Annotated in this window: 9 protein-coding genes; 4 read left to right on the forward strand and 5 right to left on the reverse strand. The window is 68.8% G+C overall.

The features are described 5' to 3' along the window. Window positions 1-122 precede the first annotated feature (122 nt). Window positions 123-644 carry an acyloxyacyl hydrolase gene (locus P3W75_RS11710; protein ID WP_276227512.1) on the forward strand — a complete coding sequence of 174 codons (522 nt, stop codon included), beginning with the start codon at window positions 123-125 and terminating at the stop codon, window positions 642-644. A gap of 204 nt (window positions 645-848) precedes the next feature. Here the strand turns inward: P3W75_RS11710 and phrB are convergent, their stop codons facing one another. From phrB to P3W75_RS11730, 4 genes are all read right to left on the reverse strand, one after another. Continuing rightward, entirely contained in the window at window positions 849-2,267 is a 1,419-nt protein-coding gene (gene phrB, locus P3W75_RS11715) for a deoxyribodipyrimidine photo-lyase (RefSeq protein ID WP_276227513.1), read from the reverse strand. After that, window positions 2,264-3,208 (reverse strand): MerR family transcriptional regulator, encoded by a 945-nt coding sequence (locus P3W75_RS11720; protein WP_276227514.1) that lies wholly within the window; start codon window positions 3,206-3,208, stop codon window positions 2,264-2,266. Before P3W75_RS11720 ends, phrB begins: the two co-directional genes overlap by 4 nt. Next, window positions 3,198-4,157: a DUF1722 domain-containing protein gene (locus P3W75_RS11725; RefSeq protein ID WP_276227515.1), complete on the reverse strand. Its 960-nt coding sequence runs from the start codon at window positions 4,155-4,157 to the stop codon at window positions 3,198-3,200. Before P3W75_RS11725 ends, P3W75_RS11720 begins: the two co-directional genes overlap by 11 nt. A 116-nt stretch (window positions 4,158-4,273) precedes the next feature. Then, entirely contained in the window at window positions 4,274-5,257 is a 984-nt protein-coding gene (locus P3W75_RS11730) for an NAD(P)/FAD-dependent oxidoreductase (protein WP_276227516.1), read from the reverse strand. Window positions 5,258-5,516: 259 nt separating this feature from the next. Between P3W75_RS11730 and P3W75_RS11735 the strand changes: the two genes are divergently transcribed. Together P3W75_RS11735 and hemH are read left to right on the forward strand one after the other, a co-directional pair. Continuing rightward, a complete protein-coding gene (locus P3W75_RS11735) occupies window positions 5,517-6,419 on the forward strand; it encodes a TIGR01777 family oxidoreductase (protein WP_276227517.1) in 903 nt (300 codons plus the stop codon). Window positions 6,420-6,452: 33 nt separating this feature from the next. Continuing rightward, a complete protein-coding gene (hemH, locus tag P3W75_RS11740) occupies window positions 6,453-7,478 on the forward strand; it encodes a ferrochelatase (RefSeq protein ID WP_276227518.1) in 1,026 nt (341 codons plus the stop codon). A 266-nt stretch (window positions 7,479-7,744) separates the two neighbouring features. Here hemH and P3W75_RS11745 read toward each other — a convergent pair whose 3' ends face one another. Then, complete coding sequence (locus P3W75_RS11745) at window positions 7,745-9,886, reverse strand: methyl-accepting chemotaxis protein (protein WP_276227519.1); 2,142 nt, start codon at window positions 9,884-9,886, stop codon at window positions 7,745-7,747. 192 nt (window positions 9,887-10,078) lie between these two features. On the opposite strand from P3W75_RS11745, the gene P3W75_RS11750 reads away from it, so the two are divergent. Further along, complete coding sequence (locus P3W75_RS11750; protein WP_276227520.1) at window positions 10,079-10,900, forward strand: M48 family metallopeptidase; 822 nt, start codon at window positions 10,079-10,081, stop codon at window positions 10,898-10,900. The last annotated feature ends 14 nt before the right edge of the window (window positions 10,901-10,914 follow it).

The following is a 10,914-nucleotide window of genomic DNA, read 5'->3' on the forward strand; positions in this document are numbered from 1 at the left end:
CGAAGTTTCCACGGGACGACAACAATCCGCTGACATTTCGCAATCGGGATCTGGCAAATCGCCTTATAATCGTTCGCTATTCGCGGGGATTTTTCATTCAACTTATCCATAAGGGTCTTTCGATGAAGAAGTTACTCTCGCTGGCCGTCCTGGCCGCAACGATGATGGGGGCGAGCGTCGCCGCACAGGCCGTCGACCTCTCCGCCGCGGTGGGGGCTACCGGCCAGGGCGACATGACGCTGCGTCTGGGCGCCGGCTTCAACTGGGACAAATCCTGGTGGGAAAGCAGCACCGGCCACCTGACCGGATACTGGGACACCGGCGTCACCTACTGGGGCGCCGGGGACCGCGCGGGCGCCCGCTATTCGCTTTCCGTCGCCCCGGTGTTCGTCTATGAATTCAATGGCGACAGCGTGAAGCCCTTCATCGAGGCTGGCATCGGCCTCGCCGGCTTCACCGGCGCCGAAGTCGGCGATCGCGACCTGGGCAGCGCCTTCGCCTTCGAGGACCGCCTGGGCTTCGGCGTGAAGTTCGCCGACGGCCAGAAGGTTGGCGTGCGCGCCATCCACTACTCCAATGCCGGGCTCAACCAGCCCAACGACGGCATCGAGTCCTACAGCCTGTTCTACAGCCTCCCGCTGTAAGACCTCGCTGCACGAAAAAACCGGCCCAGGTGGCCGGTTTTTTCATGCCCGCATTTCCCCAGGGCGCGAGCCTCGTCCGCAGAACGCAGAGGGTGGGCAAGCGCAGGGCGAATAACGTTCCACGTTATCCGCCGCCTGGCCGTCATCCCAGGTTCCCCCGGCTTGATTGCCGAGAGGGCCTACAACTGCGCACGGCTGCACGCCCTACCGCAGGTTGCGGAACGCCTCCAGCACCCGCTCGCGGCTGGCGCCCAGGTCGAGCATGGGCGCCGGGTAGCCGGGCGCGCCGAACAGGCCCAGGCGCGCCGGCTCGTGGAGGGCGTCGCCCTCCAGTTGCGCCAGTTCCGGCAGCCATTGGCGCAGGAAGCGGCCGTGGGGGTCGAAGCGCCGCGACTGCGTCAGCGGGTTGAACAGGCGGAAGTAGGGCGCCGCGTCGGTGCCGGTGGAGGCGCTCCATTGCCAGCCGCCGTTGTTCGCCGCCAGGTCGCCGTCGACCAGTTGGCGCATGAACCAGCGCTCGCCCTCGCGCCAGTCGATCAGCAGGTTCTTGCTGAGGAACATGGCCGTGAGCATGCGCAGGCGGTTGTGCATCCAGCCCGTGGCCAGCAACTGGCGCATCGCCGCGTCGATGATCGGGAAGCCGGTGCGGCCCTGCTGCCAGGCCTCGAGGTCGGCCGGCGCGTTGCGCCAGGGCAGGGCTTCGGTCTGCTGGCGGAAGGCGCGGTTGCGGCTGACCCAGGGGAAGCCGACCAGGATGTGCTTGTAGAACTCGCGCCAGAGCAGCTCGTTGATCCAGGCCACCGCGCCGCTGTTGCCGGTTTCGAACTCGCCGTGGTTGTTCGCCAGCGCGGCGTGCAGGCACTGACGCGGCGACAGCACGCCGGCGGCGAGGTAGGCCGAGAGCTGGCTGGTGCCGTCGAGGTCGGGGCGGTCGCGGCGCTCTTGATAATGCGCCAGGTCGTCCTCGGCGAAGGCCGCGAGTCGCTCTCCGGCGGCCGCCTCGCCCGCCGGCCAGAACTCCCGCGCCTGCGGCGCGGTAATGCGGAAGCCTGGGATTTCCTCGGGCAGCGGGTCGCTGGCGATATCCAGCGGCGCCTGCGCGCGCGGTGTCGGCTGGCATGCGGGCAGGGCGCTGGCCAGCCGTTGGTAGCAGAGCTTGCGGAACTGGCTGAACACCTGGAAATAGGTGCCACCACGGGTGAGCAGGCTGCCGGGGGTGAAGAACAGCTGGTCGAGGTAGCTGCGGAAACCGATCCCGGCGTTTTCCAGGGCCGCTTTCACCGCCTGGTCGCGGCGGCTTTCATGGACACCGTATTCCTCGTTGGCCCGGACCACGCCGATGTCCAGTTCCCGGCAGAGTCGCAGCAAGGCCGCCGGGGCCTGCTCCCAGGTGTCCGCCTCGCGCAGCAGCAGCGGGATGTTCAGGTGCGCCAGCTCGCGGCGCAGCGCGTGGAGGTTGCGCAGCCAGAAGTCGACCTTGTTCGGCGAGTCGTCATGCGCCCGCCACTGGCCGGGGCTGAGCAGGTAGCAGGCGATGACCGGGCCGGCCTCGGCGGCGGCGAGCAGGGCGCTGTTGTCCCGCACGCGCAGGTCGCAGCGCAGCCAGAGCAACTGGCGCTTCATTCGCCACCGCCATGCAGCAGGCCTGCGCGTTGCAGGATGTCGCGCGCCTGCAGTGGGTCGCGCGCCAGGTGCAGGTTGGGGTGCGCCTCGCAGAGCGCCGCCAGCTCTTCGGGGTGGATGCTCACGGCGGCGCCGGCCAGCAGGACGGGGCAGGCCGCCCCCTCGATCAACCTCGGCAGTTGCGCCGGCGGCAGCGCCTTGTCGGAATACAGCAGCAGGGCGCGGGGGGCCAGGCGCTGCTCGACCAGGGGAATCTCGCCGGCCGACAGCGGCCCGTCGAACACCTGCACCGGGCAGCCGGCGGAGCTGGCCAGCCAGGCGCAGAGCCAGTGTCCGGTTTCCCGCGGGTGCTCCGACTGGTTGACCAGCAGCAGCGGGCGGCCGTGCTGCTGGCGGTTGTAGTGGTACAGGCGGCCGCCCAGCTTGCTGCGCAGCCAGGCGTGGTAGAGCAGGCGCTCGACGCCGCTGCCGAACTGGCCCTGCCAGCGCCGCTGGAGTTCGGCCTGCAGCGGCAGCATGAGGAATTCGCAGAGGGTCTGCGCCGGGTAGAGCGACAGGGCGCCGTTGAACAGTTCGTCCAGGCGCGCCTCGTCGAGCCGGCCGATGGCCGCCAGCGCCTGCTGCAAAAGGCCGTCCCATGGCGAGGCGTCGTCCGTACGTGCCTGTGGCGGTTCATCGAGCAGGTCGCGGACCTTGCCCACGGCGACGCCGCGCTCCAGCCAGGTGAGGATGTGGCGCACCCGCTCCAGCTGCGCCGGGGAGTACAGGCGGTGGCCCTTGGCCGTGCGTTGCGGGACGACCAGGCCGTAGCGACGCTCCCAGGCACGCAGGGTCACCGGGTTGACGCCGGTGCGCTGGGCCACCTCGCGGATCGGCAGCCAGCCGGCGGCCAGCGCCTCGCGATAGTCGGCGGGAATGAGCGTTGAAGGTTCAGATGGCATTGCGTAGCCCGAGGGCCTCCGGATGGGGTTGCAGGTACGCCTGGCGGGCGATGTAGGGATGCGGGTGGCGACGGAAGTGGTGCTTGAGCAGGGCCAGCGGAACCACCAGCGGCACGACGCCGCGGCGATACTGGTCGATCAGCTCGCACAGTTCGCCGCGATCCTCCGCCGCCAGCGCGCGCTTGAGGTAGCCGGCCAGGTGCAGCAGCACGTTGGCGTGGTTGCCGCGGCTGGCGCAGTGGCGCATGGCCTGGGCGAAGCGCCGGTAGTAATCCGCACCGAAGGTCTCGGCGGCGTGGCGGCCGATGTCGGCCAGCAGGTGACCCAGCTCGGCGTACTGCCGTGGGCTATGGGCGAGCAGTTGGTACTTGTAGCGGGAGTGGAAGTCGAGGATCGCCTTGTGCGTCAGCCCGGCGCGGCACAGCGCCTGCCATTCCAGGTGGGCGTAGACGCGGGTGATGAAGTTCTCGCGCAGCGTCGCGTCGTGCAGCCGGCCTTCCTCTTCCACCGGCAGCTCCGGGCGTGCCGCGCAGAAGGCCTCGGCGTAGAGACCGCGCGCGCCGCCCGCCAGGGGCTGGTCGCCGGCCGAGTAGAGCTTGACCCGCTGCAGGCCGCAGGAGGGCGACTTCTGCATGAATATGTAACCGCCGATGTCCTCCAGCTGCCGGGCCTGTTCGTCACCGTAGCGGCGCAGTGCGTCGCTGTGGTCGCGGCTGGCCTCGCGTGACTCCAGGGCGCGCACGGCGCCGGCCGTTTCGACCAGGCGCAGGGTCGGGCGCGGTATGCCCAGGCCGATGGCGACCTCGGGGCACAGCGGCACGAAGTCGAAGTGCTCGCCGAGTTCTTCCAGGCACAGGCGCGACGCCTTGTGCCCGCCGTTATAGCGCACGTTGGCGCCGAGCAGGCAGGCGCTGATGGCGAGTCGTGGGCGGGGTGGGGGAGTGTGCATGGCGCCAGACCTGTACAAGGTTGCCTTGGTTGTACAACTTTTCGATCAGAATAGGCGAATAGTTGTACGGCGGCAACGTACTTGTACAAGGTGGCGCCCCGGCGGGCGCCGTCGGATCACAGGTGCTGGAGCAGCCGCCGCGCGGCTTCCAGGCCACTCAGCCAGGCGCCTTCGACGCGTCCGGAGAGGCACCAGTCGCCGCAGGCGTAGATGCCCAGGTCGGCGTCGGCCAGCGCGCCCAACTGGTGCGCTTCCAGCGGCCGCGCGTAGAGCCAGCGGTGGGCCAGGGCGAAGGCCGGGGCGGGCACGGCGCAGCCGATCATCTCGGCGAAGGCGCCGCTCAGGTGCTCGATGATTTCTTCCCTGGGCTTGTCGATGTTCTGCCGGCTCCAGCTGCTGCTGGCGTGCAGCACCCAGGTGTCGAGGTGCTCGTCGCGGCCGGGTTTGCAGCGGTTGCTGGCCATCCAGGTCAGCGGGCCCTCCTGGACGAAGCAGCCCTGCACCGGGGTCTGCAGCGGTTCGGCGAAGCCCAGGGCGACGGCCCAGGTCGGCTCCATGGCGATGCTCGCCGCGGCCGCCGCCAGCTTCGGCGCGCCGGCCAGCAGCGCCGCCGCCTGGGGCGCCGGAGTGGCGACCAGGACATGGCTGAACGGCCCGTGGTTGCAACCTTCGGCGTCCTGCAGTTGCCAGTGCTGTTCGCCGCGGAAGACTTCGGTGATGCGACAGGAGAAAGTGGCCTTGAGGCCGTGCAGCAGCGCGCGGGTGATCGCGCTCATGCGCGGGATGCCGACCCAGCGCGGCTGTTCGTCGGGCGACGGGCTGAGCATGCCGTCGCGGTACTGGTACAGGGCCGGGTCCCACTCCTCCACCCAGCCGGCGTCGCGCCAGTGCTGGATGGCGTCGAGGAAGCGGCGGTCGCGGGCGGTGAAGTACTGGGCGCCGAGGTCGAGGGCGCCAGCATCGCTGCGCTTGCTCGCCATGCGGCCGCCGCTGCCGTGGCCCTTGTCGAACAGCTGGACGTCCTGTCCTGCGTCGAGCAGGGCGTGTGCGGCTGAGAGTCCGGCGATTCCGGTGCCAATGATGGCAATGGGGGCGCTCATGACATGCCTCATAGGTTGAGAAGTTCAGGTTAGCGACTCGCACAATCTTGTACAATCGAACTTTCTTGTATAATTGTGCGGCTCGCGTTCGAGCGATGCGGGGAATCCATCCGGCGGCGCGACCATTCCGTCGGGCGCGGCGTGTCGATTCCGGCACTTACAGCGTAGACCGTCGAAACCGGCAGACGGGTTCACCAATGCAAGCGTCATTCCCTCGTCCAGACTGATGGTAGGGGCAGGTCAGCGCAAGGAGGTTCAGATGCACATCCTGATTACCGGCGGCACCGGGCTCATCGGTCGCCGCTTGTGCCAGCACTGGCGCGCCGCCGGACACCGGCTGACGGTGCTGAGCCGGCGTGCGGAACAGGTACCGGCGCTTTGCGGCGTGGATGTGCGCGGCATCTCCGCGTTCGAGGAGCTGGCTGACGAGCCGCTCGACGCGGTGGTCAACCTGGCTGGCGAACCCATCGCCGAGCGGCCCTGGACGTCGCGCCGCAAGGCGCAGCTGTGGGACAGCCGGGTGCGCCTGACCGAGCGTCTGGTCGAGTGGCTGGAGGGCCGCGCACAGCGCCCGGCGGTGTTGATCAGCGGCTCGGCGGTCGGCTGGTACGGCGATGCCGGCGAGCGCCCGCTGGGGGAGGATAGCGCGGCCGCCGGCGAGGATTTCGCCAGCGAACTGTGCCTGGCCTGGGAGCAGATAGCCCTGCAGGCCGAGGGCCTGGGCATCCGCGTGGTGCGCCTGCGCACCGGGCTGGTGCTGGCGCCGGAAGGTGGCTTCCTCAAGCGCATGTTGCCGGCGTTCCGCCTGGGCCTCGGCGGCCAGCTGGGAGACGGCCGGCAGTGGATGCCCTGGGTGCATATCGAGGATGTGATCGGCCTGATCGATTTTCTCTTGCAGCGGAGCGACGCCAGCGGTCCGTATAATGCCTGCGCGCCGCAGCCGGCGCGCAACCGCGACTTCACCCGGGCGCTGGGGCGCGCGCTGCACCGCCCGACGCTACTGAGCGTGCCGGCCTTCGTACTGCGTGCCGCGCTCGGCGAGATGGCGGTGCTGCTGCTCGGCGGCCAGCGGGTCGAACCACGGCGCCTGCTGGAGGCCGGCTTCGTGTTCCGCTACAACGATCTGCCGGCGGCCCTCGCGGCTGTGCTCGCACAGCGCTGAACCGCCGCCCGTCACCGTCACTAAGGATGCTGAATGACCCTCAACGCACTGCTGCTGGTCAACCTGGGCTCGCCGGCCTCGACGGAGGTGGCCGATGTGCGCCGTTACCTGGATCAGTTCCTCATGGACCCCTATGTGGTCGACCTGCCCTGGCCGGTGCGGCGCCTGCTGGTGTCGCTGATCCTGCGCAAGCGCCCGGAAGAGTCGGCCCACGCCTACGCGTCGATCTGGTGGGACCAGGGCTCGCCGCTGGTGGTCATCAGCCGCCGCCTGCAGCAGGTGATGCGCAAGTTCTGGCCGCATGGTCCGGTGGCGCTGGGCATGCGCTATGGCCAGCCGTCGATCGAGAACGCCCTGCTCGACCTTTATGAGCAGGGCGTGCGCCGGGTGACCCTGGCGCCGCTGTATCCGCAGTTCGCCGAGAGCACCACGACCACGGTGATCGAGGAAACCCGGCGGCTGATCCGCCAGCTCGGCCTGCACGGCATGCGCCTGATGGTGCTGCCGCCGTTCTACGCCGAGCCGGAATACCAGCAGGCGCTGCTGACCAGCGTGCAGCCGTACCTGGAGCAGCCCTACGACCACCTGCTGATGAGCTTCCACGGCTTGCCCGAGCGGCACATCCGCAAGCTGGTGCGCGACCCGGCCCACGATCTCAACGCCACCAGCAGCCGCAATGTGCGTCCCGAGGTCCTGGCGCTGTGCTACCGCAGCCAATGCCTGCGCACCGCGGAAATCCTCGCCGAGGCCGCCGCGCTGGAGAAAGGGCGCTGGTCGGTGTCGTTCCAGTCGCGCCTGGGCAAGGCCAAGTGGATCGAGCCCTACACCGAGACGCAGCTGGAAGCCTTGGCCAAGCAGGGCGTGAAGCGCCTGCTGGTGATGTGCCCGGCGTTCGTCGCCGACTGCATCGAGACCCTGGAGGAAATCGGCCAGCGCGGCCGCGAACAGTTCATCGCCGCCGGTGGCGAGGAGCTGGTGCTGATCCCCTGTCTCAACGACCAGCAGGCCTGGGCCCTGGCCCTGGCGCGGCTGTGCGAGCGCCTGCCGGAACCGCTCTGACGCCCGGAACGTAGGGCGAATGAGCGCTTGCGCTTATCCGCCGTTGGCCAAGGCAGCGGAGCCTGACGAAAACGGCGGATAACGCCGTAGGCGTTATCCGCCCTACGTCCAGGGAGCGACGAAGGTGTGAGGATGACGCCTGACTTCCAGTCCGCTCAGGACAGCCCCCTCTCCCTTCAGGGAGAGGGCGCTCTTTAGCCCGGCGCCCATGCCACCGGCAAACCCCATTCGCGAGCAAGCTCGCTCCTACCGGGGGCCGCCAGGGCCTACACCTTGAACTGATTCACCAGCCGCCGCTGCTGCTCGGCCAGCTTGGTCAGCTCGGCGCTGGCCTGGGACGCCTCGTCGGCGCCGCCGGCGACCTGGTTGGCGACCAGGCCGATATTGGCGACGTTGCGGTTGATGTCCTCGGCCACCGCGCTCTGCTCCTCGGCGGCGCTGGCGATCTGGGTGTTCATGTCGTTGATCACCGACACCGCCTGGGTGATCGATTCCAGCGCCTGCGCGGCCTCGTGGGCGTGGCGCACGCTGTCGTCGGTCTTGTCCTGGCTCTGCTGCATCACCTGCACCACTTCGCGGGTGCCGTTCTGCAGCTGCTGGATCATCGTCTGGATTTCCTGGGTGGCCTGCTGGGTCTTCTGCGCCAGGTTGCGTACCTCGTCGGCCACCACGGCGAAGCCGCGGCCCTGCTCGCCGGCGCGGGCCGCCTCGATGGCGGCGTTGAGCGCCAGCAGGTTGGTCTGCTCGGCGATGCCGCGGATGGCCACCAGGATGGCGTTGATGTTCTCGCTGTCGCGGGCCAGGGTCTGCACCACGCCCACGGCGCGGCCGATCTCGGTGGCCAGGGCCTGGATCGCCGCCGAACTGCTTTCGACGATCTGCTTGCCCTGGTGCGCGGCCTGGTCGGCATGGCTGGCCGCTTCCGCCGCGTGGGTGGCGTTGCGCGCCACGTCCTGGGCGGTGGCGGTCATCTCGTGGACGGCGGTGGCCACCAGCTCGATTTCCGCCAGCTGCTTCTGCACGCCCTGGTTGGTGCGGATGGCGATGTCCGCGGTGTGCTCGGAGGAGTCGCTGACGTGCTGCACCGAGGTCACCACCTGGCCGATCATGCCCTGCAGCTTGCCGAGGAAGGTGTTGAAGCCGCTGGCGATTGAGCCCAGCTCGTCGGCGCGGTCGCTGGACAGGCGGCGGGTCAGGTCGCCTTCGCCCTGGGCGATGTCGTCGAGCATGCCGACCAGCTGGCGCAGCGGCCGGGCGATGCCGTGGCCGACCAGCCAGATCACCAGCAGGCCGCCGGCGGCGATGAGCAGGCCGACCAGGGTCATGCCCAGGGTGTCGGAATCGCTCTGCGCCTTGAGCGCGCCCTGCAGCTGCTTGAGCTCGCCGAGCACGGCCTGGCGGGGGATTTCCAGCATCAGCGTCCAGCGCGTGCCGGTGTCGCCGATGGCGAAGGGCAGGAACAGGTCGATGGTGTCGCGGGCCTCGTCCTGGATGTACAGCGGCTCTTCGCCCTGCAGCTTGGCCAGGCTGGCGGCCTGGCTGGCGTCGAGCACCTTGGCGGCGGCTTCGCCGAGCTTCGCGGCGTCCTTGGTGTAGGCCACCAGGCGGCCGTTGGCGGAGATCAGCGCGAGCTCGCCGGCACCGTCATACAGGGTGGCGTCGGCAGCCTTGAGCAGGTCCTGGATGAAGTCCAGCGACAGGTCGGCGCCGACCGCGCCACGGAACTGGCCGTTGACCACCACCGGGGCGTTGAACGACGACATCAGTACCATCCGGCCGCCCATCTCGTAGGGCGCGGGGTCGATCACGCAGGGCTTCAGGCGCTCTTTCGGGCACAGGTAGTACTCGCCCTCGCGTACCCCGGTGGGGAGCACCTTCTGGCTTTCCAGGGTGTCGCCCATGGCTTCCACGGTCAGGCTGCCGTCGGCCTTGCGGTACCACCAGGGCATGAAGCGTCCGCTGGCGTCGTAGCCGGCGCCGGTCTGCCCGGCGTAGAGGCTGTCGGCGCCGGCGAAGGCGTTGGGTTCCCAGCCGGCGAAGGCGTCCAGCAGCTTGGGGTTCTGCTGCACGGTCTGGCGCAGCAGGTTGGACATCTCGCCGCGGCTGATGCCCAGCATCGGCTTGCCTTCGGCGTCCTTGTCGTCCATCAGCATGTTGGCCTGGGCCAGGCCCTTGACCACCGTCAGCGGGTATTCCAGCTCGCGCTGGATCTGGCTGGCCTGGGCGCGGGCGAGGGCCACCAGGCGTTCGTTGATGACCTTCTCGAGCAGCCCCTGGGTGCGCTCCTGCACCAGGGTCTGGGTGCGCCCGCTGGCGAACAGCGCGTACAGCACCAGCGCCGCCACCACGGCCAGGACGCTGGCTCCGGCCAGCGCCACCACGGAAAACTGGATCGACTTGAACTTCATGACGAAATACCCGCGTACCAGGGAAAGCCTGTTCAGCTGTATCGGCAGGACTCCAGGCTTTCCTTAGGCGGGCGTTGTAATGGGTTGTAACGCCCTTGTGTCGAGAGCCACTCGGAGCGGTTGCCGGCCATCGGGGGGCGGCCTACCATGGCGCGCTGTCCAAGGGTGATTGCATAGTTTCAGGAGAGCATCATGCCCCGCATATTCCGTTTCACCGGCTTGGCCGCGGCCCTGCTGCTGGCCGGCTGCCAACAGGTGAACACCACCAGCGGCGGCGCCGTCGGCGTCGAGCGCAAGCAGTACATGTTCAGCATGCTGTCGAGCCAGCAGGTGGACCAGATGTACTCGCAGTCCTACCAGAAGACCCTCACCGAGGCGACCTCGGCGGGCAAGCTCGACAACGCCAGCAGCGACGCCAAGCGCGTCAAGGCCGTGGCCGCGCGATTGATCCCGCAGACCGGCGCGTTCCGCCAGGACGCCCCGGGCTGGGACTGGCAGGTCAACGTGATCAAGAGCGACGAGCTCAACGCCAACTGCGGCCCCGGCGGCAAGATCATCTTCTATAGTGGCCTGATCGATAAGCTGCAGCTCACCGACGACGAGATCGCCGCGGTGATGGGCCACGAGATCGCCCACGCCCTGCGCGAGCATGGCCGCGAGCAGATGTCGCGGGCCTACGCCGTGCAGATGGGCGAGAACCTCGGCGGCGCGCTGCTCGGCCTCGGCCAGGACAGCATGCAGCTGGCCGACCAGGTGGTGCAGTACAGCATGACCCTGCCCAACAGCCGGCAGAACGAGACCGAAGCCGACCTCATCGGCCTGGAACTTGCCGCTCGCGCAGGCTATAACCCCAACGCCGCGCTGACCTTGTGGCAGAAGATGGGCCAGGCCGGCGGCGATGCCCCGCCGGAGATCCTCAGCACCCACCCGGCGGACAGCACGCGCATGGCCAACCTGCAGGCCACCATTCCCAAGGTGATGCCGCTGTACGAGCAGGCCAAGAGCCGCAATTGATGTGCGGAGGGATC

Origin of the sequence: Pseudomonas citronellolis, from assembly GCF_029335315.1 — a bacterium.
Classification (GTDB): domain Bacteria; phylum Pseudomonadota; class Gammaproteobacteria; order Pseudomonadales; family Pseudomonadaceae; genus Pseudomonas; species Pseudomonas citronellolis_A.

Bases quoted from the DNA above. Each gene is read 5' to 3' on its own strand.
- P3W75_RS11710 (WP_276227512.1), top strand. From the start codon at position 123: ATGAAGAAGTTACTCTCGCTGGCCGTCCTGGCCGCAACGATGATGGGG.
- phrB (WP_276227513.1), bottom strand. From the start codon at position 2,267: ATGAAGCGCCAGTTGCTCTGGCTGCGCTGCGACCTGCGCGTGCGGGAC.
- P3W75_RS11720 (WP_276227514.1), bottom strand. From the start codon at position 3,208: ATGCCATCTGAACCTTCAACGCTCATTCCCGCCGACTATCGCGAGGCG.
- P3W75_RS11725 (WP_276227515.1), bottom strand. From the start codon at position 4,157: ATGCACACTCCCCCACCCCGCCCACGACTCGCCATCAGCGCCTGCCTG.
- P3W75_RS11730 (WP_276227516.1), bottom strand. From the start codon at position 5,257: ATGAGCGCCCCCATTGCCATCATTGGCACCGGAATCGCCGGACTCTCA.
- P3W75_RS11735 (WP_276227517.1), top strand. From the start codon at position 5,517: ATGCACATCCTGATTACCGGCGGCACCGGGCTCATCGGTCGCCGCTTG.
- hemH (WP_276227518.1), top strand. From the start codon at position 6,453: ATGACCCTCAACGCACTGCTGCTGGTCAACCTGGGCTCGCCGGCCTCG.
- P3W75_RS11745 (WP_276227519.1), bottom strand. From the start codon at position 9,886: ATGAAGTTCAAGTCGATCCAGTTTTCCGTGGTGGCGCTGGCCGGAGCC.
- P3W75_RS11750 (WP_276227520.1), top strand. From the start codon at position 10,079: ATGCCCCGCATATTCCGTTTCACCGGCTTGGCCGCGGCCCTGCTGCTG.